Below are 26,461 nucleotides of genomic sequence, written 5' to 3'. Positions count from 1 at the left end.
CTATATACAAGGAGGAAGATTAGAACATGAGCAATCTTGGAGTATGGGAACCAGCAGAACCGGGAGTTAAACGCTGTATCTTGAACGCTGCAGCCAGTCTGATGATGATGGAGGTTCATTTCGAAAAGGGAGCCGAGGGCTATGAGCATAGCCATCCTCACGAGCAGATGAGCTACTGTCTGCGTGGAAGCTTTGAATTTCGTATTGACGGCGAGAAGCATAAGGTAACCACGGGGCAAAGTATTGCCATACCGCCAGATGCAAAGCACGGTGTAACCGCATTGGAAGCAGATTCTGCGCTGCTCGATGTCTTCACACCTATCCGCGAGGATCTGCTGAAACGCTAATAAATATATATCTGGCAGCAAAAAAAGGCCCAATCATTCCATTTCAGAGGGAATGATTGGGCTTCTGTTATTTTTCAGCTTGGTACCGTTCCACCTCAAGTGATGCTAATAACAATGGAGCGACGCCCATAGGCACATCCGACAATACGTCCTCAGAGATATAGTAATCGTATGAGCCATTACGGTCTTTGCTCAGACCCGCTCCATGACAGATCTGGTGCAAGTGCACACCTTGTTCATCCTCTTCAGTCAAATGCGTCAAAATGCCTTCATACCCTTGCAACATCGCCTCTATAAAAGAGGATTCCAGATAACCTAATCTTAGTCCCTTAGCCATCGCATAAACAAACATGCACGAGCCGGAAGCTTCAAGATAATTGCCTTTTCTCCCCGCTTGATCTAACACCTGGTACCAGAGGCCAGTCTCCTTGTCTTGAACCTCCAGAAGCGCGCCGCACATCCGCTGGAAAATGCCAATGATCGTCCCCCGCTGCGGATGAGTGAGCGGAAAATGCTCCAGGCAATCAACCACAGCCATCGCATACCAGCCCATCGCCCGGCTCCAAAAATGAGAGGACAATCCGGTAGAAGAGTCAGCCCATTCCTGCTCTTTGGATTCATCCCAGCCATGATAGAGCAGACCGGTCCGTGGATCACGGGTCCGCCGCTCAACCAGCAGCAGCTGATGCGCCGCTTCGTCAATCAGTTCAGGTCGTTGAAAAACCTTGCCGTATTCCGCTAGGAATGGCGATGCCATGTACAGCCCGTCCAGCCACATCTGGAAAGGGTATACCTTCTTATGCCAGAATCCCCCTTCGGAGGTGCGGGGATGTCCAATAAGCTGTGCGGCCAGCAAATGGGCTGCTTCAGCATACCGTTCTTCTCCGGTTTTCTGGTATAGCAAGAACAGGTTTTTCCCCTCGTTAATCTGGTCCAGATTGTATTCTTCCAGCCTGTAGGTACGGATGGAACCATCCTCTCCAATAAATGTGTCCATATGCCGCTCCATAAAGGAGACATACTCAGGCTGGTCGAGCTGAACACCCGCCCGGGCCATTGCCATCAGCAACATGCCCGGAACATAAGCCCATCTTTCCAGCACATATTCATGCTCTCCCTGCTTGTTGCACCCTCCAAGAATCGTACTCGCGATTTTACTGGACAAGCGAACGGTTGTTGCTTCAGTTATAGACATCCTTATTCCTCCTTCGTTTGTCATCCATATGAAGTCTAATCTTATGCTCAGTTGAGCTGCTTGCGCAGCCAGGCAAAGGCTGGTTCACCATGAATCTCATGACCTCCGGTGAAGAAGTCCGCTTCTACCTGTCCGATATGATTCGCCGACCTGTAAATCGTCTGCAACTGGGTTAAAGCTAATTTTGTTCCGCGCGGGCCAAACAGATGATCGGCATCTCCCGATTCGAGGAACAGGCCACGAGGGGCAATGAGGCCCAGTAGGTCAGGCATCTCCGCTTCCAGCAAAATCCCTGGAATATAATTATCAAGGCAATGATTGCGTGTCAGAATACTGTCTGCGAAAGTATTGGCATACCCGCTTACGACCGCACAAGCGATTCGTTCGTCAAGTGCAGCTGTGAAGCCAGCCACCAGTCCCCCGCCGGAAATACCCATAATTCCAATTCGTTCATCCTTAACTTCTTTTCTTGTCTGCAAATAATCCAGTGCCCGCATGGTTTCGTAGATACGGTAGCCGGCCATCGTCTTCCCAACCATCAACAATGCGGATGACAGGCGGAAGCAGGAATTACGTCCAGGCTCCCCGCTTGTTAGGTCTTCTTCCAATCGTCTGTCCCCAAAGCCGAGCAGCTCCGGGGCTGCCACTACAAAGCCCTGTTTTACCAGTGAAACAGCGAAGTCTTTGTGCAGCCCGGGATCTCCCTGCCGATCCGATCCGTCCGGGTTCAAGCCTACGATCTCCCGGCTTCCATAGCCATGTCCATGTATGGCAAGAACGGCAGGAACAGGGGTAGAGAACGGCTGATCCGGGATCAGAAGATACAGCGGCATGCGCAACCCTTCATAGGTAGTTATCTCTATACGTTCACGGGTATACCCGGAGCAGACGGTTCGTTCCAGCAGAACCGGTTGCAGCTCCTCAGCTATTTCTGGAAAGCCACCTAACCGCTTCGTAAATGCTGCGCTAAGCTCATCACGCCATTGCTGAAAGGGTATGTCTTTGCTGAAAGCCGAGTTACGTTGTGCTGAACCAGCTAGTTCTTTCATGTATTGTTCCAGAGGCTCCATCCGAAGTGCTCCTTCCTTAATATCCTTCAGGATGCCAGCCATCAAGCACGGTCAGCACCCTATACTCCGCAGCTTCCTGTGGAATCAGCTGCCGCGACCATGCAGCTCTGGCTTCGGGATTGGCTCCCGGTCCACTGCTGCCATATTCTTCATAGCGGCTAGTTTCCTCCCTGTCCGGCTGCCCCCAATTATGCCAGCCTTCGCCGATAATCGAACTGTCTATGACCGTGCGGATAAAAGCCACATGTGCATAAGGGCGCCAAGGTCGGCCAAGATACACTTCACTTACACCTTGACCGCCAGTAATTTCACAATCGAGGAATACATAACCAAACGGTGCGCCTTCAGGCGTTGATGCGGCTGTAATATATCCTCTGGAACGTTTGTTATGCAGCCGGCAACGTTCAAACAAAGCCGTAGCCGCGCCAAAAATATAATCCACATCGCCTTCAATGTAACATTCGTTATAATATTGCTTTCCTTGCCCTGTATACAAAGTATCCTGATCACCCAGCAGGCGTACACGCCGGAATACAGCATGACCAGCATCAACAAAAGCAGCCACCGCCTGACCAGTGCCGGGACCTGATGCATTTCGAATGGTCAGATTTTCAGCGGTGAAATGCTCAGCGAATACATTCAGGGTACCGGATTTGAACGTGCCAATCGGCTCTCCGTCCGGACCTAAAGTGTGCGCGTTGTCTGACCACGTAATGATGGTGGAATTCGTGTCTTCCCCCAGTAGCAGAACCGGAGGCGTTCCCTGTTTCACTGTAATTTTTTCCTCGTAAATGCCGGGTTTGATACGAATCGTCACTTCTTCCTTGTGTTCCTGTGGAATTGAATCCAACGCTGCCTGTAGACTACTGAATCCTTCGTCGACACTCTTAGAGACTGTAATTAACATCTGCGGCTCCTTTCCTATCAACCTGAGTTTATTCTATAATAACCGTAACGCTTCGTAAGAGAAGAGGAGAATTATGACTAGCCTGACTAGCCCCAATCACAAATATCATATTGAAGAAGACCGCTACAGCATCCAGCATATGAAACGTAAAGGCATCACTGCTATGCCACGTCCCCACAGCCATGACTTAGCCGAGCTGTACTATCTGATACAAGGGGAGCGGGTATACTTTGTGGACGACCGAGTCATTACGGTTCATAAGGGTGAGCTTATTCTTATCTCCGGCCGGGAGCTTCATTCCACAGCAAGCTCGGAAGTAGCCGAGTTCGAGCGGATTCTGATCAACTATGATCCTGCTCTTCTACCGCCATCCCTGCAGAATGAAGCCATCTGGTTTCATGACCGCGGGTACCGCTTGTTCAAGCTGACCCTGCGCGAGCAGGACGAAGCGGAAATTCTAATGAACCGGATGCTGGAAGAATGCCGGTTGCAGCGCCCGTATTACGAAACCAGCGTAATCGCTTTATTCTCCGAGCTGATGATTCTCCTCCAGCGTTCAGAGAGTATCTCACAAGCTGGAGGGACGAAACATCCGCTCCATCATCTAGTAACGGATGTAGCCACCTATATCCGTGATCACTACCGTGAGGCCCTTACTCTGGAAGAGACTGCGAGTAATTTTTACATTAGTCCTTCATACTTGAGCCGTGTATTTCACCGATTGACGGGTTTTCACTTTCGGGAATACATCGTTCATGTCCGCGTAAGGGAAGCCGAACGGCTGCTTGTCGGATCTACAGGCAAAATCCAGGAGATCGCCTCCGCTGTCGGATTTGAACATCTTTCCCATTTCAATAAAACATTCAAAAAATCAACCGGTCTGACCCCGCTCCAATACCGAAAAGAAGCAAGGTCACACCCACGGAAGTTCAAGACGGATTTCCATCATCCATAGAATTTTTTATCTATCTGTAATCGTCAAATCTTCGGAATGAGTGAGCGTGACGTGGCTGCATCTATGCGCTGTTATCTTCGGCATTTGCGAAGTCTGCAACCGGATACGATCCAACGTGAGCCCCGTGGCATGCCGCAGCACAATTCCCCGATCACTCACTGCGTGGAATTTTTCGATGGTTAGATCAGCAAGCGGCATCTCCGGCAGCCCGTTAACCAGTAGAGCGGTTGCCGCACCATGGCACACAATATTCTTCAGGGTAATCTTCCGAAATTGCGGAGTTTCCTCTGTAACCGAAAATAACTGCTCGTCATACCCTTCCGATCCTTCAACCCCTGCATAGAACATATGAAAGGATACAGCCTCGTGGATGATGCCGGTCATGTTGATATTCTCCATTACAATATCCTCCACCACACCGCCTCTTCCCCGGGTGCTTTTGAACCGCAGGCCGATGTCCGTGCCGATGAACAGGCAGTCACTAACTCGAACTGCATGTACACCTCCGGACATCTCGCTGCCGATCACAACGCCTCCATGTCCGTGATATACCGTGCAATTCCGGATGGTAATATACTGGCAGGGCATTCCCCACTTACGGCCTTCCTCATCCTTGCCTGACTTGAGACAGATGGCGTCATCACCCACATCAAAGCTGCTGTACTCAACTAGAGCATGCGTGCAGGATTCCAAATCAAGGCCATCCCCGTTCTGCGAATACCAAGGATTACGTACCTGAACATTTCGTACGGTAATCTGCTCGCAACCAATGGGATGAAGACACCAAGCAGGTGAATTCTGGAAGGTCGGCCCTTCCAGCAGCACCCGCCGGCAATTGCGCAGGCTAAGCAACGTCGGACGAAGATACGTACGAGCAGGCAGATAAGCCTCCATACTAGTTTCTCCCTTGTCCCACAGCTTCCGGCAGAAGTCCTCACCTTCCATGGCTTCCCGGGAAGGCCACCATACTTCGCCCTGCGGATCAAGCACTCCTCCAGATTCGATCAAACGCTCCCATTGCTTCTCGGTCATCTTAAACCGCTTCACTGGGCGCCAGCCTTCGCCACTGCCGTCGAATATTCCCTCACCGGTTATTGCCACATCGCTTAAACCTTCTCCATCGAGCGGAGCCTGACAGCGCCAGCCGGCATTCCCCTCATAATGGGAAGAAAGTAACGGATACAAGGTATGATCAGGGTCAAACTGCACCAACGCTCCCTTGTCTACATACAGATTAATTCGACTACGTAAAGTAAGGGGTCCTGTGCGCCAGATGCCAGCTGGAATAACAACTTTTCCGCCTCCCGCCGAAGCGCAGGCATCCAGTGCAGCCTGAATAGCAGAGGTACATAGCGTTAATCCCCCCTCTTCTGCCCCATAATCCGTGATTGCAAAAGTCCGTTCGGGAATCTGGGGAAGCTCGGGAATCGGATACGTGTTAGTTACAAGATTGCTGCTCATTGAATTTCACCTCCTCCTAATACTCAAGTCCTTCATAGCTAAACCAGTCGAAATCGGCATAGCTTTCGCTCTTTGCACCTTGAGAGCTTGTGTACATCCCGAGGTATGCTCCTGTGAATCCTCCGGCCAGATCGGTGCTGAGCACTCTGCCATCCGTCCGTTCACAGAAGGCTGTCCACTTGGCGGCTTCAGAAGCTCTGTAATAGAAGCTATACTCTTGTCCTCTGGCTTCCACCTTAAGTTGTACCTGATCCTGTAGATATGGCACTGACGCCAGCAGCTGCTCGCTGCCACCCATCCGATGAATCAGCTGTAATACACGTTCGCCTGCCTCTAGCCCCAGTTCATAACGGAAGTGGTGATCCGCATTTTGGAGGAGAACAAGACCAGCTACTTCCCCTTCTGCAGCGGGACTAAACGTCATGTCAGTCGCCGCTCTGAAGCTCAAATGCTGCTGGCGTCTACCGATATAAGATGGATTGGCAATCTCCGAGAGCCGTTCTGGCTTCAGGCGAAGCCGCAGAACTCCAGACTTGTCGGTAAGACTCCAGAATTCACCCCGCGGTGTCCGCAGGAAATTCCAGATCGGTGCCAGCTCATTACCTATAAACTCATCGCGCGCAGGCAATTCCGGCCATTTTGTCTCTGGCAAATCCGGAGCCTCCGTCTCAAATTCCAGCACTCCTTTGCCAGGATTGACCACAGGCCATTCATTCTCCCAAATTACCGGTGTCAGGAAGGTTTCACGTCCCAGATTGCGGTAATAACCACCGCTGGTTCGTGAAGCCAAGCAGAACATCCACCAGTCACCATGCTGAGTCTCCACTAGCTCTCCATGACCCACATTAACAATAGGATACGCTCTGCCAAGATGGCGATGCGTCAGAATCGGATTGGCTTTATGGCCCTCATAAGGACCGGTCACACTCTTGCTTCTGGCAATCGTAATCGCATGAGTATGCCCGGTTCCGCCCTCGGCAATCAGCACGTAATACCAAGCGCCGATCTTATAAATATGCGGTCCCTCTTGCGCATGAGCTACCTTGAGTGCGCCTTGCCAAATACTATGCTTCGGACCGATTAGCTTCCCTTGGCTGAGATCAATCTCCTGCAGCCAGATATCCATATGCTTCGGATAAGCCTGCCCTTCCGGCGGAACACGGTTGCCGGTATAATACACCTTGCCGTCTTCATCGAAGAATAAAGAGGAGTCAATACCGGGTGCTTCCTCCAGCCATACAGGATCAGACCAGTCTCCGGCCGGATCGGTTGTTGTTACATAAAAATTATGCTGGTTCTTGTCATTGTCAATAAAAGTGGTAATCATATAGAAAACTCCCTCATGATAGCGGAGCGTCGGTGCCCAAATACCCATGGAGGGAATCGAGTGATCCAGATTGAGCTGGGACGGGCGGTCCAGTACATGGCCAAGCTGGCGCCAATTGACCAGATCCTTGCTGTGGAAGATAGGAACGCCTGGGAAAAATTCAAAGCTTGAAGTCACAAGATAATAATCTTCACCAACACGGATAGCGGAAGGGTCAGGATAAAATCCCGGCAGCACTGGATTGTGGAATGTTCTCATTAAAAGTAATCCTCCTCAAAACAATTCAAATGTAAGCACCACCAATTATAGTTCGTATAAGTTTAACTTTCTTGTATTTTCTATGTTCTATTTCTTCATTTTTATACTTTCATGCTATATTGCCCATATTTCACTCCTTGTCAGCGAATGGCCTTTCCCTCTAGAATGGGTGTAATAGGATTTACCTGAAGGGGTGAGCAGCTTGGGAAAAAGAAAGAAATTGTACTCCCGCTTTTTTATGAGCCTAACCGCGATTTCAGTTTGCTGTATTCTAGTACTGGCTGTAGTGATCTTTTATTGGTACCGGAATATTACGATAGATAATGTCAACAAGGCGAACCAAAATGTACTGGTGAATACTGAAACCGTTTTTACAAACTATGAAGAGATCGTCCAGAACTACGCTATGGACTTCTATAGGAATCCAAACATCAACGCGCTCATGATGAATGGCGATACCAGCTGGAGCGACCAGTTGTACAGTGCCTTAAGCCAAATCCGCGGAGCATTGGTTGTGAACCAATATATGGAGAACGCCTATATCATGGGAGTGGATGAGCCTGTTGCCATGTTCGAAAACCTTCCGCTAAGCCCTGAATCCAAGCTGGAGCTATTCTCGAGAATGCGGGATAACATCATTGTTGAATCACCGTTTCTGTGGGAGGCAACCTTGAATAACGGTACCCCCATTACCCTGCTCACCGTGTTTTATAATGACCGGGCGTTTGCGGATAGCGAATATAATGGTGCGGTAGCACTGACCGTCAATTTGGGAAAGCTGCAGAATAATCTGTTTACGCAAAAAGAAGGCGAAGCCACCCGTTACGCTGTGCTTGACGGAAAAGCATCTGTGCTCATGCACAGTGCATTATCTGACATCCCTCTGGAAGAGGGCATGTTAAAGCAGGTGGTGTCCTCCACCTCAGAAAGAGGCTCTTTTGTCTATAAGGGAGGTGAAGAGCCACAGCTGATTACCTATGTATATTCTGCAGCGGACAAGCTGTGGTTTGTGTCGGAGACTTTCTACAAGGATAGCATCCGTGATATCTCCAATGCCCGTAATCTGATGACTGGCCTGTGCTTGGCCTTGATTGCCGCCGCATCTATAACCGCCAACCTGATCTCACGGCGGATGTATAAGCCAATCGGCCGGTTGTTCGGCAATATCGCTCATCTATCTGGCAATGAAGAAGCGCTGAAAACCGGTGGCGATTTCGATACCGTAAGCCAGGAGCTCGAACAGATTGGCGTTAAGCTGGAGCAGCTAAAAAAAGAAAGCGATGATAGCGCCTTGATGCGGTGGCTGCTTTCCCCGCAGAGAACACCGGAGAACAGCGGCACACCCCTGATGAGCATAGCCGCTGCTGGGGGAGCATATTGTGTATGCGTGCTGACCGCTCTGGAGCCCGAACAACCTGAAGACTCCGACTTCCGGCATACCTTTGAGGAAAACATACAACAGATTGAACATGCCTTCTGTGAACTTGCAGCCATTCAATCCTTCCGCCCGCATCAGGGCACTGCTGTACTTATTCTGAGTGAGCTTTACAGCGGCAGCTTCGGCGATTACGCTTTGTACCGCGGTAAATGGGAAGAAACCGCCGCTCAGCTACAGCTTTCCGGAGCCTGCTGCGCCTTCGGAATCAGCGGGCTGACGGATGATTTAAACCTACTGAGGGCTAAATACAATGAGGCTGCGGACAGTCTGCAATATATTAAATTTCATGTGCAGCAGAACATCATCTTTGCCGATGATACGATCCACCTGAACAGCAGCCCAATGCCCGACAGTGCCCTTGAACCGGTACTGCAAGCCGTTAAGCAGACGGAACTCTCGAACCATATTCCGCAGGCAGTGGAGAGATTGCTGGCAGTAGCCTGCAGTTACCGCGTCGAGCCTGCCACCATCGCTTTATCGAGACTGGTCTTTGAACTCAGTCGCACGGCTGAACTTAATGCAGACGTCCAGCATTCCGGCTTTCTAGATAATTACCAGCATATCTGGCAGATCCAAAGCTATGACAAGCTATGGAATTGGATTGTAGACAGCTGTTATACCGCCCACGAGCGTATTGCCAGCATGAGCGCTGTACAGACCAAGAGCATTGCTGGTGAAGCCATTTGTTATATCAGAGATCATTATGATGACTCCAGGCTCTCCCTTAATGCCCTTGCTGACAAGCTATCGCTAAGTCCCGCTTATCTCAGTAGACTTATTGCCGACGAAGTAAACTGCAGCTTTCCCGATTTCGTTAACCTGCTGCGTCTGGAGCAGGCGCAGATGTTATTAGTCACTGAGCTTGACTTGGATATCCGGGAAATTGCCGAGAAAGTGGGCTACAACAGCAGCACCTATTTTACAACCCAGTTCAAAAAGCGTTATGGGGTTACACCTTCTAAATGGAGAATGAATCATATTCTACAGAAACAGAATCTTCCTGATTGACCCGCTAAAAGTAAGGAACAAAGGGGATGTCCCGGCAGCATTTTCATAGCCGGAGACATCCCCTTTTTGACTTTCAATGAATAACCCTCGCGCCGGCCTATACTATGAAATCCCCCTTTAAATCAGGCTTTTGAGCACCCTAAAAACAAAAAGTTCTGTCTTTTTCGTTTTTTTAAGCTGCCCTTTTCCGCTTTTTTTAACTTTTTTCCGTTTATTATGATAGCGTTTACATTCCGGGTGGATTTATGATTTTCATGTAAAGCGTTCTCCTAAAACAAGGGACGGAAATGACAACGCTAGTATAAAGGAGTGGACTGTTAATGATGCAAGAGGCTACATCGGAGACACAAGGAATGCCAAGTCCGGGAATCAGGACGGCCAAAGCCAAGAGCTTCCGTAAATCCCTAAGGAAGGACAGCTCGCTTTATTTGCTCGCTCTTCCGGGAATCGTCATTCTAATTCTTTTTGCTTATCTGCCGATGAGTGGTCTGATTCTCGTCTTTAAAAATTACAACTTCAACGACGGAATCTTCGGCAGCCCGTGGGCCGGCTTCTCTAATTTCGAGTTTTTCTTCTCTAGTATGGAAGATTCTCTTAGGGCTACACGCAACACGGTGATGTTAAATGCGCTGTATATGCTAACCGGCACGTTTTTTTCAGTGGCCATCGCCATTATTCTAAATGAGCTGCGCAGCAAATGGTTTATCAAAATCACGCAGAGCGTCATGTTTTTCCCGTATTTTATTTCCTGGATTATTATCGGAGCCATTCTGTTCTCCCTGCTGGATTACGACAAAGGCATTATGAACCAGTTGCTCCAGACATTCGGCTTCTCCCAGGTTGACTGGTATTCCAGCCCTTGGCTGTTCGTAATCATTCTCGTGCTAGCGAATATCTGGAAAAGCGCTGGTTACGGTGCCATCATCTATTATGCGGTGCTGCAAGGCATCGACACTTCCTATTATGAAGCTGCAAGAATCGATGGTGCCTCCAGATGGCAGATTATCACCAAAATTACGGTGCCCATGCTGATTCCGTCGATCATTCTGATGACGCTGCTGGGCATCGGGGGCATGCTGAAAGGCGATCTCAGTATGATTATGGGGGTAACGTTCCTGAATCCGTTGCTTCTGCCGACTACCGACATTATCGATGTGTATGTATACCGCACAGCCATCCGTTCCGGAGAATTCGGCTTTGCTTCAGCCATCACGCTCTATCAATCCGTCTTTGGTTTCATTCTGGTGCTGGTGGCCAACAAATTAGCCGGCTGGTATGACAAAGACAGCAAACTATTTTAGGAGACTGATAAGATGCAAACTACCGAAAACAAAGGCCTGCTCATTTTCTTTTACATCTGTATTGCCGTATTTTCAGTAATCTGTCTAGCGCCGTTTATTCTGGCAGTATCCGGCTCATTATCTACCGAATCCAGAATCGCCGCGGAAGGCTATTCGTTCTGGCCCAGAGGCTTTACCTTTGAAACCTACGAATTCCTGTTTGGCTCGAAGGCACAGCAGATTCTGCGGGCGTATTCCATGTCGGTGATCGTTACGGTGCTGGGTACCATATCGGCCGTATTGGTGACCACCGCTTACGCTTATGTCATTTCCGTTAAAAGCTTCCGGCTCAAAAATTTCTTCGCCTTCTTCGCCTATTTTACAATGCTGTTCAGCGGAGGAACGCTGCCATGGTATCTGCTTAGCACCAAATATTATCATTTGGGCGATACGCTCATCGGCCTGTTCATCCCTTATGTGCTAAGCGTCTTTCTGATGTTTCTCATGGCTAACTATTTCCGCAGCATCCCGCATGAAATCGTGGAATCTGCGCAAATCGATGGTGCCGGACATCTGCGGATCTTCTTCAGCATTATGATTCCGCTGGGCCGCGTCGGACTGGTCACCATTTCGCTCTTTTACGCACTGCAATTCTGGAATGACTTCTATTTACCACTAATGCTGGTATCCGATCAGGATCTCTATACGATCCAATATTTGATGTACAACATGATGGCGAACATTCAGTTCCTGGCTTCCGGCAATGCTGCTCAAGTTGGTGGAGCTATCATCGCACCGCCACTGGAGACAGCCAAAATGGCAATGACCTGTCTGACCGTTTTGCCAATCGCCATATTATATCCTTTTCTCCAGCGTTTTTTTGTCAAAGGCATTATCGTAGGTTCAGTCAAAGGCTAATTTCCAGCAAGGATGCCATATTATGTTCGGTTGCACCGGGTTTATGCTCCCCTACTTCTTGATGTACAATGGGACTTAAGGGAGCACGGCCTTTGCAATAGATGCCTCAAACATTATGATTCTATTTCAGGAGGGTTCATCATGAAAAAGAAAAAAGGTTGGTTAAGTTTGCTCCTCGCTGCGGTGTTCTTGGTAAGTGGCTGTGCTCAGGGCAACAATGAAAGCGCTCCCCCTAGTTCTGGAACTGGAAATGAAGGTACCTCTTCCTCTACGGATAGCGGTAGTAAAGACGGCAGCGCCTTGGCTCCTGCCAAATTGAAAATTGTGCTGTACGGGGATGAGTCCAACCGGATGAAGGAACTAGCGAAGACATCGTTCTACGACACTATTAAGAAAGAAATCAATGCTGAGGTTGAATTTCAGTTTCTTCCTTGGACCGAATATGGCGGCGGTAAAACTGATTTAATGCTGTCTACGGGAGAAGACTTCGCAACTTATACAGATGCCAATTACATGGTAAAATCTGTGGCAAAGGGGCTTTATGCCGACCTCACTCCGTATGCCGATGCAGCCGCTGATTTGAGTAAAAATGTGGACGAGGCCTCCTTCAAAGCCTTTCAGCTGGAAGGCAAGCAGTATGCGATCCCCGTCGGCAACAAACCGAATTCTGCGGAATTCTACAGTGCGCTAGTTAGACAGGATTTGCTTGAAGAAGCCGGCATGACACAGGTCACTTCACTGGGAGAACTAGAGCAGTTCTATGATAAGGTCCATGCCATTCATCCCGAACTGATCGGGTACGCTAACACCGATGCACGCAGACTCCTACAATATGATTACACGGACAAAAACCTCTATTGGCAAAATGATTTTATTGCCCTGGATGAGTCTGTGAAGGATGATCAAATTATTAGCTGGTTTGAAACCGAAGAGTTCAAGAGTTATGCGAACCTTATGCACGGCTGGTATGAAAAAGGAATCATTCCGAAATATGCCGCCACTAATGTTCCACAGCTGCAGTCTGACTGGAACTCTGGTAAAGCGATGTTCTGGGCCGGCACAGCAGCACGTCCATTCGAAGGTGCAGCAACCATCTCACAAGCAGTGCCTGATGCCAAACTGGTCAACTATTTCCTCGGCAGCGGCCGTCCAAAAATCAGCCGCGGCACTTACAGCACCGCCTTTTTTGTCTCCACCGCAGCTAAAGACCCTGAACGTTATATTATGTTCTTCAATCTGCTGCAAAAAAACCAGGAGCTGTACGACTTGTTCGCCTACGGGATAGAAGGAACAGACTATACGCTGGATGAAAACGGGCGTTTGACCAAAATAACCACTGATTCGCTGATCCCCGACTGGCTGCTGATGAACAAAAACTTCATGCGTTTCGACAACACGGTACCGGACGAGTTTATTGCAGAATATAAAGCTTGGGACGATGGAGCCATCATTTCCAAAGGTGCCGGCTTCAACTTTGACAATACACCCGTCAAGAATGAAGAAACGAAGCTGAACGGTGTATTCACTGAATACCTCGCTCCGATCGGCAGCGGCTTCAGTGATTATGACACCGCCTTTCCCAAAGCGCTAGACAGACTAAAAGCAGCGGGAATAGACAAATATATCGCTGAATACCAGAAACAATTTTCCGAATGGTACGCTAAGCAGCAGTAAGCACCGCCGCGGCAATTATCATACAGCTCAAGAAGCGTGTCTCCATTAAGGAGCACGCTTCTTTTGGCCTTCGAACACCGTGATGAAAGCGGTATAATGACCAACCTTGAATCAATACGACGGCGAGCAGGATAATTCAATCAAAATGATTACGTTTGGGGAATTTTCGTTGCTGATACTCTTAGAATTATTTTCAAAGTAACCTGAAGGATAAGAGGGAAACTGCTCATTGGTTAAAAGCGCAAAAATAAAAATTTAAGCGGCATTTTATACTGGAGATACACTCGTTATAGGTTAATACTATAAATATTATTCCTATTATATATTAGACCAATAAACGCCTATAGCGCTATTATGTTATTTATAATAATTACGTGGAGGGATGGTCTGATGTCTATTTATGATTTTCAAGCAAAGTCAATTCATGGTGAGCCTGTTGAATTGTCCATTTATCGTGGAAAAGTTCTGCTTATTCTGAACACTGCCAGTAGGTGCAGCTATTCTCGCCAATTACCTGATCTTCAAAAACTTTACGAAGTTCACCATGAGCAAGGGTTTGAAATACTTGGTTTTCCTTGTAACCAATTCAACGAGAAAGAGCCAGAAAGCAACTCGGAAGTACATAAATATTGTGAGAGCAACTTTGGAGTTAAGTTTCCATTATTTGAGAAAGCTGAGGTTAGGGGACCGTCTGCCCATCCTTTATTTCAATATCTAACACAGCAAGCACCATTTCAAGGATTCGATACTGAGACATCAGGCGGTAAATGGATGCAGGATTTTCTGCAGGAAAAGTATCCGGACATATATGCCGGAGATGGGGTTAAGTGGAATTTTTCAAAGTTTTTAATCGATAGAAACGGTCATGTATACGGTAGATACGAAACAACGACTGAACCCTTTGACATAGAGCCATTTATTGAATCACTTCTTTTAAAGTAAATGAATCCGATTGGTAATTTAACCAACAGAGAACGATAGTTTAACATAAAGGGTTTACATATTAGGCATGCAAAACATTTAGAACCCTTTATATTATTTAAATTTCATTTCTTACTTTGATTAAATAATATAAAGTCAGAATAAATTGTATTAATAAGATAAGATATAAGCCAATAACCAGTAGTACATAAAGAATTGCCTGTCCTCCTCCCCATATGATTAGTTAAGCCAACCTGTAAGGAAAAAAAAGAGCATTGTGGTACCCACACAGATAAGAAGTAATAGTTCCAATTTTTTTTCAAATAGATGTTTTATAAACCATAGATAACTTACAATACACAACAAAAGAACAGCACTATAAAAAAACAAGGAATCATAATGAGTTACAAATAGGCTCCCTCCACCAATAGAAAAGACTATACCTATAACTAAAAACCACATCCCCACTCCAATCGCAGCACTTAAAGCAATAAAAAAGAAACTCATTATCATATTTATGCTCCCTTGGCCCACTTCTCGCTTCTCGGTTTCTACATTTTTCCTCTCCACTTTTTATCGGATTACTCCCTTTATTTATGTATATCTTTGACATTAGACTGACCGCTCCTGCACCTGCATTTGGAGTATTGAAAATAAAAAGGCACCCTTCTTCAAGGATGCCTTTTTTTGATCAAGCGCTTGCTTGTAAGCTAAGCAAACTCCCCATCGTAAGTTCTTATTCACTAATCGTTGCGTTGTCGTATAAGTCAACCAATTCGTCGAAGGAGGTAATAATGACATCAGAGCCCTTCAGCTCATCCTGACGTCCGAAGCCTGCATAGGCGCAGCCGATTACGGTCTGGCCATTTCCTTTACCTGCCTGAACATCAGAAGAACGATCCCCAACCATCCAGGCACTGCTGATACCATGATTATCCAAAAGAATGCGTAGCAGCTCGGTCTTAGTCGCAGTGCCTTGACCTCCCGCACTATACAAGCCTTCGAACAACGCCTTAAGCTCATGCACCACAACGATGCTGTGAATATAATCCTCCAGCCCGTTGCTAGCCACAAACAGCTTCACTCCGCGCTCTTTAAGCGCTGTCAGTGTCTCAACCACCTGTGGATACAGTAGTGTGCCTCCGGCTTCAAGCCCTTCAATCTCCAGCTGCAGGAGCAATTCATCCGCCCGGCGGTGCACGGCTTCATCTGCTTCAGGCATAACATTCTTCCAAATGTCTGCCAGCAACATCCCTAAGCAGCCTAGAATACGTTCTTCTGGTGGTGTAGGTCCTACGTATAGTCCCTCTTCCCGCAAAATATCGAACATTTTATGATATGCAGGCAATAAAAGACTTTCAGTCTGGAACAATGTTCCATCCATATCAAATACAATCGCTTCTGGCTTGTTCAGTTTCGCATGAACCACGTTTTGTTCCGTTCCATGTACTTCGTTACTCATCTGTTGTTCCTCCCCATTCTGTTCAGCTTCAGGTAAGACATTCATCTGTGCGATATTTCCAGTACATGCCCTATGATATATGAAATCGCTTTGTAATGTCCATGCTCTTAACTTTTTCTGTTGCAGTTTATATTTCGTTATGCTATATTTCAATCTGTAATATTACAACTTGAAATATAAAGGAGAAATAACCATGTCAAATCAATTAATCATGCGCTTCCTCAAGCAGCCTGCTACCATCATTGGAATTATAACTGCACTGTTGTTCCAAGTTTTTTTCAGCTTAATTTGGATTACAGGGTACGATCATGTAACGGATCGGGTAGATCAGCTGCCCATTGCTATTGTTAATGAGGATGGTACAAATGCCCAGCCTATAGTCGATGGGATTGCAGGATCACTTCAGTTCGTAACCAGACAGGATCTCCAACTAGAAAATGCAAAAGAAGCACTTGAGCATAGAGAAATCCGCATGATTATCAATATTCCCCAAGGGTTCACTGGACAGATCAGTAATCCATCTGCAAAGACTGAACTCCACTACTTCTTAAATGAATCTAATCCGCAGATGGTCAGCAATGTGATGCAGTCGGTAGCACTTAAAGTCACGGCAGCAATGAACACTCAAAGCAGTAATTCAGCACTAAGCCACACCTTGGAAGCTATGAATCTGCCGCAAGCACAAGCGGAGATCATCAAAAGTGCTGCAAGCAGCCGCATTTCCGCCAACGTCGAAATCATTAACCCTACAACTAATTTTGCACAAACTATGGTTCCCTTAATGATCGTTACCGCCTCATTTACCGGTGCTATGTTACTCGCGATGAATCTCCATAAAGCTTCCTCCAACTTGTCTGGACAATTTAGTAAATGGAATCGCTTTGCAGCCCGATTTGTCATAATGGGTGGAACGGCTGTGCTTATCTCACTAGTGGGAACTATCATGGTTAACTCACTCGGTATCCACTCTAATCGTGGCTTTCTGCTTATGTGGCTGTTCGAGTTCACGGTAATTCTCTCCTGTATGATCCTTGCTCAGTTTAGTCTGCTGCTCCTCGGGGATGCTGGCGGCTGGCTAAATATTGCGCTTCTCTCCATGCAAATGTTAGCGTCCGGAGCAACTATTCCACGCGATGTGCTGTCACCTTTTTATAACTGGATCGGTCCCTTTTCGCCCGCTTACTATGCAGTTAATGGTATGCTCGACCTGGTTATCGGGGGTAACGGGGTATGGAAGGATATGTTCTATTTACTCTGTATTGGGGCAACAATTGCTGTATTAAGCGTACTTGCCACTTTCCTCCGTAAAGAAACTCGGATCTCACGAGAACAAGAGCCCGTGCCAGTAAATGCGTAATTATACAGTTTGCCACTCCGGCTATGCCATTTCAAATTGAGAGCGATATGCAGTTGTGATATGGTAGGAAGTGAAAGAAAGGAGCGGCAATGATTTATGAACATACAAGATGTTATTCTGGGGATTTTAAGCGAAAAACCTCATTCTGGTTACGAGATAAAACGACATTTCGAGGAATACTTCTCATTTTTCTTCGATGCCAGCTATGGCACGATCTATCCTACCCTAAGCAAGATGGAAAAGCTGAATCTGATCACTAAAGAATCTGTGCGACAGGAAGGCAAACCCGACAAAAATGTATTCACCATTACCTCTGCCGGCTTGGATCAGTTCCACGCTTATCTACAATCACCAGCCGAAAAAGATGTTCTGCGTTCTGACTTTTTTATGCACCTGTATTTTGGGGAAAAGACGGACAAAGAGAACATAGATAATCTGCTTCGGCAAGCATTGATAGAAAAGCAGGCAATGTACGACGATCTGGAACAGAAGTTGAACCAGCTAGATTACAAGTTATCTTCCTACCAGAAGTTGTGCATGGAGCTAGGCCTCGTACAATATGATGCTTTTATCAAAAAAATCCAAAGTGTGCTAGAGTCTAAATAAAACCCGCTTTCGAAAGTACACCATAAAAAAAGAACCAGTATTACATGCACATCTTGTGCTTGTAATACCGGTTCCTTTTTTTGAAATCATATGTGGTATATGGATTATGCTCTATCAAAGCTTGCAATAAGTTCATCAAGAACATCTTTGCTTACCATTTTACCTTTGAAATTGATCAGGTTTTCTGAGCTTCCGGAGAAGATACAAGTTGGCTCATATTTTCTAAGGATAATCTTTTCAGCGTCTACAAAAATCTCGAGCGGGTCTTTTATGTCGATTCCCATTGTTCTACGCAGTTCAATAGGAATTACGATACGTCCCAATTCATCCACTTTTCTTACTATGCCTGTTGCTTTCATCATCGTACATCCTCCCTTGAAGTCACATTTATAATCATTCTTGCTAAAAGCTATGTACGCTTCTATATGATAGTAATGATTACGCTACTACCTAATTCTAAAGTTCTATTCATTTCCTGTCAATTATTTTTCTACATTATATGATATTATTCGACAAAATTTCGACAATGTATGATATCTGTTGAGCACCAAGATTTGAAGCCATGTCAGAACACAAAAAAATAGGGGCTTCTCTGGAATGTCGAAATTCACCCAGAATGTAACCCTACTTGATGACAATTCTACCCTAAAATACCTTCGTTAATCTATTTGTAAATCTTGTCACTCCGCTTATCCGCAATCACAGTAAGTAGGAAATTGTCGAAAACTAGCAAGAACGCTACTCCGTCATTTACCCAGATGTTTAGTAAGTCAAACTTAAATAGGATCTATCATTGGAATAATAAATTCGCTATGAGTAGTGTGTGTATCGAATCCTCATGTAAATATAAGGCTGATGATATCACTGTAGTGTAAATACGATGAATCCGGAAGTCGACTAACGAGGGGCTAGCAAAGAAGTTATTAATGGAGAGTATTCTAAGTGTTTGATGATTTTTGTCCCCCATTAAGAGAGTAAATAAATTATAGAATTATATAGTTCTCTGATAAAGGTTTCATCAATCTGTTTAATATTGATAATACGTTCCTGGCATAAGCCATTTACAGCAAAAGTTGCTTGAAAGTAACCGTTTAATGGTTCAATGTCTATTTCAATATCCGTTTCTATTTTATCCGAAATATCATAGCCATATAAGACATATATCGCGATATCGTAAGATTTCTTATTCAGAATTAAGGAAAAATAGGAAGATGTCTGCGCTGAGTTTGTCTCAGGAACATAGTCTATTCCGTATAAAACTCCGATAGGGTGATTCGATGCAAAATAACTGTTATAGTTATTATTTTTAAATTGCCCTTTTAACCAGAGAATAACTTCAAAGTCAGTGTCAGCAGGGATGTAAATAGAAACCATTGGCTCTTCGATCAGCAACGGGGTGCTGTTAAGTGTGTAAATGTTGTGTATTTTGAATAAGCTATGCCATAACTTAATGTTAGTACACTGATTGTTAACTATCTTGTTCATATCTTTTCCTTGGTAATTGTCAATAAACACTACATTTTTATTGTATTTCGAAGCAATCCACTGTAATTCAACATAAGCATCAGGGTAAAGATCTCTGCTGATCACAACGAGAGTCTCAATATTTTCATTGTAAGCCAATAGGGCTGCATCAACAGCATCATAAACCGACTCAGCGGGAACGACAATTTCACCGTGTATGTTAACGCAAAGATTCAGATTGTCCAATTTGCATTTTCCGTTCACATAGCATACTAATATATCACTTATCCAATCAGGGTCAGCATAGCAAATAAACAAGTGTTTATCGTCCCTATAGTTATTTGCCATTTTCGACAACATGAGTTTTATTTGCTGCAAGTTAGTTAGGTGAGATTTACCAATGAGTTCACATACTTTGGCTGTAATCATGGGCGCGGCAAAGCTGTTCGAGTTGCTGCACTCTTTACCATTCAAATGATGTCTAGCAAAAGCCGTAAATTCTATACCGTCGATGATATTATCATTGAGATAAAACTCCCCTTCGTGCAGCGTGTTGCTTACCTCTCTCTTAACGCCTATAACGTTTGAAAAAGAAGCTGGATATGTAATATAATTATGATTACTTGCGGCACTTACAATAACTAAGCCTTGACCAGCAACCTTGTTTATAACTCTCTGCGTTTCTAATAAATCCGCTGAGCAATGGCTTCCCAAGCTGATATTTACAACTTGGATATCATTTTGAACGCACCATTCTAGTGCACTATACAACTTCTGGATATTTCCCCTTAAGGTAGAAGACAATATCTTCAAGCTATACATATAGATTTCCGGATAATAGTGCTTAATTATGCCTGCGCAGATGGTGCCGTGAGTTATTCTTTCGGGACTGTCTATTGTATAAGCGTCTATTGTGAAATCTTCATTGAAGATCAACTGTTGAACAACCGGTTCACCTAGCAAATATTCGTTGATACCATCATCAATCACGGCAATTTTCACTTTAGCTTCGATGTTCATCATCTCCTTTTACAGATCGACAAAAATAAAACCGCCTCATTGGTCACAAATCCATTGACCCAGGCGGTAGTCATGATTAAAAAAGTGATTAATCATTTAATTAAACAGGTTCTTTTTCCGCAGCATCGAATCCAGACTAGCTTGTAGCACACTATTTAAATACATGCTATCTTCTTCACCATTATTGGAGTTGTCAATAAATAACCCGAATTGTGATAGGCTAGAGCTGCTACTTAATTTACTCAACGAGTCTAACTGCTCCGCCTTTTTCTTTTTATCTGCCTCTACTTCTTTATTAATCTTCTCCCGCTCGGCAGGTGTTAAATAATCACCAATCACCCAAAAAGTAGCTGTTCCATCCGGATGTATAATGACGCCACTGGCATCACCGGGTTTATCATTAGCGCTGGAATCAAAATGATCCTGAATAATTGCTTCTACCCTTTTTTGCATTTGTGGATCTGTTGCCGACTGATTCAGTATATTTGGAGCAATGGTTACATTCCCTTTGCCAACACTACCAGAGTATACACTTTTCACTGCTTCATTGTTCTTTGGTATGGCTTGAACGTTGATTTTAATGTCGAATTTTTTTTCCAATTCCATCAAAACCGCTTCCGAACTCGATGTCGATAGCGCGTCTTGAAATGAAATCTCTGAACTCTTATTTTTCTGGATTACCATTGCAGCCCCCGCACGATTCAGGCTACTGAGTGAAGCTACATTCAACAACTTAAACCAACTCCCTTATTCTTTTTTCCTGTAGAATGCGGCAAACTGTATTATTAATTCGATCTAGGCTGTTGAAGCATCCATTTAATATATCGGTTTCCGGAATTTGTATTTTTAGTTTTTCCTCAATATGTACAAATAGAACCAACAAATCCCGTGGTGAGAACTGCATCGCCTCGCCCAATAAATCTTCATAGAAGTAGTTTTCATTAAGCTTGATCTTGTCCATTCCCATTACGTCGAATAATATTTCGTTTATCTGTTCACGCACTTGATCCAGATCCATAAATATCACCCTTCTTTTATACGATTTGCATATTTTCCTGTAACAATAGAGCTTCACAGCATTCTGCTAATTTCAAAGTGTCTGTCCCATTTAACGAATTAAACAGAGGAACCACTGACTCTAGCGATATTTTTGCAATTTTTTCATCAACCAACTTAGAATCAACCGTAAAAAACTTCAATTCTTTATCCTGTTTGCTTCTGCCCGTATCAAATTTATGATTTGACATATTAAAACAATCAATATCAAAACCTAATTTATGCTTTGTTGACACACATATCTTATCGAGAAACTCTCCATTAAAATCATCATAGGTCAAGTTCATAATACCGACATCCGGATGGATTGCACTAGCCGCCTCGAATGCAGTAATACCAAATCTATTGGTAAACAGATTATTATATACCATTGTCCCGCCTGGAATTCCGATAATCATTACATCAGGTCGTTCGTTCAATTCAATATATTTACAGAAGTGATTAAAAAGAAATATTTTATCTATCTCCGCTTCTTTATGATTAAACATAAAATCAGGAAAAGAATGAAATCCCATAATCTCACAATAAGATTTTGTCCCAATTTGACTTACTTTGTACCCTTCTTTCAAGAAATAATCCCTTAGGCTAAGCTGAACATCAAATTTATTGGATTTTTCCATAAGACTCGCCACGCAGATTATCGGAACATTAATATCCAGCAGTATTTTCTCAACGAGTTCTACTTTCGTTCTGTCAATGTCAATTCCAAAAAAACTTGTGAGTTCCACATTATTTTTCAGGCATACCTTCTTTACCATTTCAACTTCATGATCAGCACATCTGTTAAGCAGAACAATATCTTTTCCCATCTCTGCGGCTTTGATAATTGTCGGGAACACCACTTTTTCAAAACTGCATTCAAATTCACAAATCATTAACACATCAAATTCAGCATCTGAAAAAGAATCTTTAACTTTTATACCCACATCCTCACCATAATAGCTGTACGCTGCATCTTTTTCATTCAGTCCAAAACCTAAAGGTGCCATTAATGAAACAAGCTCATAGTTGCCCAGTAAATTGGAGAATCTGACGACCGGACCGAAATCTGCATGATATGGATAAACAATTGCTCTTTTTTTCACCATTGTCTCCCCCATTACACTTTTTCTTTATCAAAGTCGTAGCCTAACTCTCTTAGTACGCAATAATCTTTAAACAAACTCTCAGTGTTTTCTTTAACTTTATTGCAGATACTTAATTTTTTGGCAGCAGAAAACTCACTGATATCATCGGCGGCCATTGCACAAGAAGTGCAATATCTAAAGGCCCAGCACTCTTTGCATTCTTTCTCCGTTATTGTTCCAATGTTTAGTATGTTCCGGATATTATCCAATTCAAAGCCTGTATCTATATGCCCAATCCTCATTACACTAGATGCTTCACTAACTCTTTCACAGGGATACAGAGCACCGTCAGCATTCACAAACAATCGTTGTACTCCTGGAACACACGGTCCGGAATGATGGTCTTTTTTTACATCATAGAAAGAGATTCTAAGCCTGTTATGGACATTCTCCTGGATTTGATCAAAGCTTTCCATCACCAGCTTGGATACATCATTTTTCTTAAGCTTATCAAATTTATAAAGAAATAATTTGAAAACTTCGTAATTATACATCTTGATAAAACTGTCATTGATTAAGGACTCACTTTTTTTGTAGCTACTTGCTATATCACTTGCCATAACAGCAAAGTCTTTTACGGTCTCATAGTTTGAAAAAAAGTTTGTGGAACAGCTAAAATCTGAATTTGGATCAATAACTGCATTGAACATCACTTTATCAACATAGTCTGGTGTTTTGTTTTTGATATTTTCAATATTATCCATAATAGTCTGAAAACTACCTTTATTATTTACCGCAAAAACTCGGTTTCTATCATGCGCGACTTCATCGCCGTCCAGGCTGATCGTTAAATTAAAATCATTAGAAGATAAGAACTCTAAGGTTTCGTCGGTAATTAAAGTTGCATTTGTAGTAAGGTTAAACGTTAGTTCTTTGCCCGCACTTTGTTCTCTGGCATAAGCAACACAAGCTTTTATTAAGTCCATTTCCAGTAAGGGCTCTCCTCCATAAAATCCAATATTAATAATTGGAGAATCTACGGAGTGCTCAATCAAAAACTTAATTGCTTTCAAAGCAACCTCTTTTTTCATTCTCTTATTGGTATGTACTCTGTGTAAGTAGCTCCCTGAATACGCGCAATAGCTGCATCTTAAATTACAGTTTTGCGTGACCTGCAAAGTTATCGAGCCAACGCTTCTGCTTAAATTGTGCTGCAAAGAGTCGCTCATGGGATGAATCATCTCAAAATCCTGTTTCTCCGCCAAAAAACCGGAATCAAATAAGTTTTGAATCTCCGGTTCCACTTGTTCAAAGTTTGAATTTCTATAGTTCAACAAAGCCTGATAAGATCTTTCATTTAATTTAAGAAATGTATTTGCATTCGCATCGAACATATATTTTCCCGTTACCGTTTCAAATAAATGAAATACTGGCACCTGAACTCCCCCCACTCTAAAAGTGAAGCAGGACAGCTTTTTTAATAAAGCCATTTAGCCATCCTGCTCTTAGCTATACTTAAGATTGCACTTACTACCCGATTCCAATAGCAGTCATCTTCATGGAGTTACCAGTATAGGTTACTTGTTTCATGGCTGCTTTGTTTGATCCGCTGGCATTGCATGTACATGCATAACAAGGACATGCACTGCAAGCTGCATATGCCTCCAACGTTTCATAATTTGCATTTGTTCTTTTTACAAGTTGTTTCATATGCCTATTCCTCCTTTCAAATCGTATTTATCTAAATATCAATATTTGATATTTAAATCACTCGAAGGGTAAACCCATTAAACGAATTGATGCTGTTGAGTGATGAGCCGATACCTTTCATTTGTATAGGACAACTCCTCATGAAGTCCAATATCGGATACCCGACCTTTTTCTAAAAAGATTACTCTATCCACATGCTTCAGAATTTCCGGCCTATGACTGACTATAATCACTGTATTGTTACTGAGTACTGTATCTAATAGATGGTTAATTGCTTGTTCAGAGTGAAGATCAAGGTTGGAGGTCGCTTCATCAAAAATCACCATGGGCCTGCTTTTTACTAATGCTCTGGCTATCGCGATTTTTTGTTTTTGTCCACCGGACAACTTGTTCCCATTAGAACCTACGACATAATTCTTAAACTGGCTTGTATTCTTCTCTAATAATTGGGTAGCCTCAATAGCCTGTCTATACTGCTCCTCATGGGTTTCACTGTAAAGTTTTATGTTATTTTCGATGGTTGTGTCAAAAAGATATACCTCTTGACTAACGGTCGAAATTAATTCCCGATATTCATTCAAATTAATAGCCTTAATATCCACTCCATCGAATAAAATTCGTCCTGCAAGTGGTTCGTAAAACCTCTGGATTAAATTTAGGATTGTAGACTTCCCCGAACCATTCATTCCTACAATGGCCACTTTCTCATGGCTGCCAATCGTGAAATTCACATTTGACAAGATCAGTTCAGTATCATAAGCAAAGCTTACATTTTCAAACTGAATGCTCCCAAAAGGATTGAGTCGCCTCATACCAATGTTGTCGGATTCTACATCACAAGCTTCGATTTCTTCCTCGAGCAACGAATAATACCTTCGGGCAGAAGGCATTATTCCCGACAATAAGTATCCAATATTCAACATCGATGAGATAGGAGTGGTTACATAAGCGCTGTAGGTAATAAAAGCAAATATGCTTCCTACCGAAAGCTTTGAATCTAATATCATCGTCGATCCAGAAGCATATATAAGAAGAACTAGTCCTCCAATTAGAAATCTCTCCACAGTAATCCGCCAATTGTCCAATAAACTGATTCCCATATAGGAGGTTATTACTTGATTCTGCTTGTCCGCAAATTCTTTTTCTTTGAAAACGAATAAATTAAAAAGCCTTGTCTCCTTCACACCGTTCAAACTATCCTCAAACCAATGCGAATATTCTCCATCTTTCGTGATGTATTTTTCCGCAAGCATCTTTCTTTTTTTAGCAAACGATTTCAAAATAAAATATTCTATAGGGATTAAAATAAGCACAATGAGTGTAAGTTCCCAACTTATGATAAAAAGTCCAATAACTCCTCCTACCAAACTAAAACACTGACTAACAATAAAAAGCATGCTACCATCCGTTATTTGCGAAATATTCGATATATCGGTACTAACGCGATTTAAAATTTCACTGCAGTTTTTATCAGTGAAATATTTCACTTTCACTTTCATAAGTAGATCAAATGCAGCTTTATGCAAGGAGTAGATAATATTTGAAGCTATTTTTATTCTTTGTTTTTCTTTGAGCAAATCTAAAAAGCTACTAGACATTGACAAAAGAAAAATGTAGATTGCCGTTAAAATAATGGTTCTAACATCTGATTTCATAAATCCTTCATCAATAATGATTTTGTTGAACATCGGCAAAATGGAACTAATCAAAGTAGAAAATATTAAGAGCAGAAAAATAAAACATAAATTCTTTTTATGCGGTTTGAATAATCTGATAAGTTTTTTAAGGGTATTCTTATCATTCATAGAATATATCCTCTTCTACTTTCAAGCTTCGGTTTGACATTGAGAACGCTATCAATATATCATATAAAAGAATATTTGGGGTAATTTGGTAGCTAATGGTTGAAATAGGAGGCTGAATGACGTTTTGTGTCAGGTTTTTGTATCTCTGAAGATTA

At 43.7% G+C, this 26,461-nt stretch carries 23 protein-coding genes; 9 read left to right on the top strand and 14 right to left on the bottom strand.

What is annotated here, in order from left to right:
* Positions 1–26: 26 nt before the first annotated feature.
* Positions 27–347, top strand: a complete 321-nt coding sequence (locus MHB56_RS23475; protein WP_076219911.1) for a cupin domain-containing protein — start codon at positions 27–29, stop codon at positions 345–347.
* 67 nt (positions 348–414) lie between these two features.
* Here MHB56_RS23475 and MHB56_RS23470 read toward each other — a convergent pair whose 3' ends face one another.
* The 3 genes from MHB56_RS23470 to MHB56_RS23460 are packed head-to-tail and all read right to left on the bottom strand — an operon-like array spanning position 415 to position 3,519.
* Entirely contained in the window at positions 415–1,542 is a 1,128-nt protein-coding gene (locus MHB56_RS23470) for a glycoside hydrolase family 88/105 protein (RefSeq protein ID WP_076278570.1), read from the bottom strand.
* Between the two features lie 47 nt (positions 1,543–1,589).
* Positions 1,590–2,654, bottom strand: a complete 1,065-nt coding sequence (locus MHB56_RS23465; protein WP_340952861.1) for an alpha/beta hydrolase family protein — start codon at positions 2,652–2,654, stop codon at positions 1,590–1,592.
* Positions 2,629–3,519 carry a pectinesterase family protein gene (locus MHB56_RS23460; RefSeq protein ID WP_076191130.1) on the bottom strand — a complete coding sequence of 297 codons (891 nt, stop codon included), beginning with the start codon at positions 3,517–3,519 and terminating at the stop codon, positions 2,629–2,631. The genes MHB56_RS23465 and MHB56_RS23460 overlap by 26 nt, the downstream gene beginning before the upstream one ends.
* A gap of 73 nt (positions 3,520–3,592) precedes the next feature.
* Between MHB56_RS23460 and MHB56_RS23455 the strand changes: the two genes are divergently transcribed.
* Positions 3,593–4,474 (top strand): helix-turn-helix transcriptional regulator, encoded by an 882-nt coding sequence (locus tag MHB56_RS23455; protein WP_076179655.1) that lies wholly within the window; start codon positions 3,593–3,595, stop codon positions 4,472–4,474.
* 6 nt (positions 4,475–4,480) lie between these two features.
* Here MHB56_RS23455 and MHB56_RS23450 read toward each other — a convergent pair whose 3' ends face one another.
* Entirely contained in the window at positions 4,481–5,935 is a 1,455-nt protein-coding gene (locus MHB56_RS23450; protein ID WP_340012197.1) for a glycoside hydrolase family 28 protein, read from the bottom strand.
* Positions 5,936–5,951: 16 nt separating this feature from the next.
* Positions 5,952–7,520, bottom strand: a complete 1,569-nt coding sequence (locus MHB56_RS23445; protein ID WP_341144066.1) for a glycoside hydrolase family 43 protein — start codon at positions 7,518–7,520, stop codon at positions 5,952–5,954.
* Between the two features lie 202 nt (positions 7,521–7,722).
* Between MHB56_RS23445 and MHB56_RS23440 the strand changes: the two genes are divergently transcribed.
* From MHB56_RS23440 to MHB56_RS23420, 5 genes are all read left to right on the top strand, one after another.
* Positions 7,723–9,966 (top strand): AraC family transcriptional regulator, encoded by a 2,244-nt coding sequence (locus MHB56_RS23440; protein WP_341144065.1) that lies wholly within the window; start codon positions 7,723–7,725, stop codon positions 9,964–9,966.
* Between the two features lie 320 nt (positions 9,967–10,286).
* Complete coding sequence (locus MHB56_RS23435; protein ID WP_051491306.1) at positions 10,287–11,267, top strand: ABC transporter permease; 981 nt, start codon at positions 10,287–10,289, stop codon at positions 11,265–11,267.
* A gap of 12 nt (positions 11,268–11,279) precedes the next feature.
* Entirely contained in the window at positions 11,280–12,164 is an 885-nt protein-coding gene (locus tag MHB56_RS23430; protein WP_076191122.1) for a carbohydrate ABC transporter permease, read from the top strand.
* Positions 12,165–12,305: 141 nt separating this feature from the next.
* On the top strand, positions 12,306–13,838 hold the full coding sequence (locus MHB56_RS23425) for a DUF3502 domain-containing protein (RefSeq protein ID WP_076184258.1): 1,533 nt from the start codon (positions 12,306–12,308) through the stop codon (positions 13,836–13,838).
* 390 nt (positions 13,839–14,228) lie between these two features.
* The gene (locus tag MHB56_RS23420; protein WP_340975450.1) at positions 14,229–14,780 is read left to right on the top strand and encodes a glutathione peroxidase; all 552 of its coding nucleotides are present in this window, start codon (positions 14,229–14,231) and stop codon (positions 14,778–14,780) included.
* Between the two features lie 715 nt (positions 14,781–15,495).
* Here the strand turns inward: MHB56_RS23420 and MHB56_RS23415 are convergent.
* Complete coding sequence (locus tag MHB56_RS23415) at positions 15,496–16,221, bottom strand: HAD family hydrolase (RefSeq protein ID WP_341144064.1); 726 nt, start codon at positions 16,219–16,221, stop codon at positions 15,496–15,498.
* A 193-nt stretch (positions 16,222–16,414) separates the two neighbouring features.
* Between MHB56_RS23415 and MHB56_RS23410 the strand changes: the two genes are divergently transcribed.
* A complete protein-coding gene (locus MHB56_RS23410) occupies positions 16,415–17,578 on the top strand; it encodes a YhgE/Pip domain-containing protein (RefSeq protein WP_076301317.1) in 1,164 nt (387 codons plus the stop codon).
* A gap of 96 nt (positions 17,579–17,674) precedes the next feature.
* Positions 17,675–18,184 carry a PadR family transcriptional regulator gene (locus MHB56_RS23405; RefSeq protein WP_036684013.1) on the top strand — a complete coding sequence of 170 codons (510 nt, stop codon included), beginning with the start codon at positions 17,675–17,677 and terminating at the stop codon, positions 18,182–18,184.
* Positions 18,185–18,288: 104 nt separating this feature from the next.
* Here the strand turns inward: MHB56_RS23405 and MHB56_RS23400 are convergent, their stop codons facing one another.
* From MHB56_RS23400 to MHB56_RS23365, 8 genes are all read right to left on the bottom strand, one after another.
* Positions 18,289–18,546 (bottom strand): AbrB/MazE/SpoVT family DNA-binding domain-containing protein, encoded by a 258-nt coding sequence (locus MHB56_RS23400; RefSeq protein WP_036684015.1) that lies wholly within the window; start codon positions 18,544–18,546, stop codon positions 18,289–18,291.
* A gap of 604 nt (positions 18,547–19,150) precedes the next feature.
* Entirely contained in the window at positions 19,151–20,668 is a 1,518-nt protein-coding gene (locus tag MHB56_RS23395) for a S8 family serine peptidase (protein ID WP_076184255.1), read from the bottom strand.
* Between the two features lie 96 nt (positions 20,669–20,764).
* Entirely contained in the window at positions 20,765–21,400 is a 636-nt protein-coding gene (locus MHB56_RS23390) for a DUF6033 family protein (RefSeq protein ID WP_076184254.1), read from the bottom strand.
* Between the two features lies 1 nt (position 21,401).
* Entirely contained in the window at positions 21,402–21,686 is a 285-nt protein-coding gene (locus MHB56_RS23385) for a hypothetical protein (protein ID WP_036684022.1), read from the bottom strand.
* Between the two features lie 16 nt (positions 21,687–21,702).
* On the bottom strand, positions 21,703–22,812 hold the full coding sequence (locus tag MHB56_RS23380; RefSeq protein ID WP_179086273.1) for a TIGR04066 family peptide maturation system protein: 1,110 nt from the start codon (positions 22,810–22,812) through the stop codon (positions 21,703–21,705).
* Positions 22,813–22,823: 11 nt separating this feature from the next.
* Positions 22,824–24,281 (bottom strand): Cys-rich peptide radical SAM maturase CcpM, encoded by a 1,458-nt coding sequence (gene ccpM / locus MHB56_RS23375; RefSeq protein WP_341144063.1) that lies wholly within the window; start codon positions 24,279–24,281, stop codon positions 22,824–22,826.
* Positions 24,282–24,321: 40 nt separating this feature from the next.
* Entirely contained in the window at positions 24,322–24,501 is a 180-nt protein-coding gene (locus MHB56_RS23370) for a CLI_3235 family bacteriocin precursor (protein ID WP_036684027.1), read from the bottom strand.
* A gap of 77 nt (positions 24,502–24,578) precedes the next feature.
* The gene (locus MHB56_RS23365) at positions 24,579–26,306 is read right to left on the bottom strand and encodes an ABC transporter ATP-binding protein (RefSeq protein WP_341144062.1); all 1,728 of its coding nucleotides are present in this window, start codon (positions 26,304–26,306) and stop codon (positions 24,579–24,581) included.
* Between the last annotated feature and the right edge of the window lie 155 nt (positions 26,307–26,461).

The sequence above is a fragment of the Paenibacillus sp. FSL H8-0315 genome, from assembly GCF_038005365.1.
Classification (GTDB): Bacteria; Bacillota; Bacilli; order Paenibacillales; family Paenibacillaceae; genus Paenibacillus_AQ; species Paenibacillus_AQ odorifer.
The sequence above is the reverse complement of the archived record's forward strand: the minus strand, read 5'-3'. Positions and strand labels throughout refer to the sequence as shown.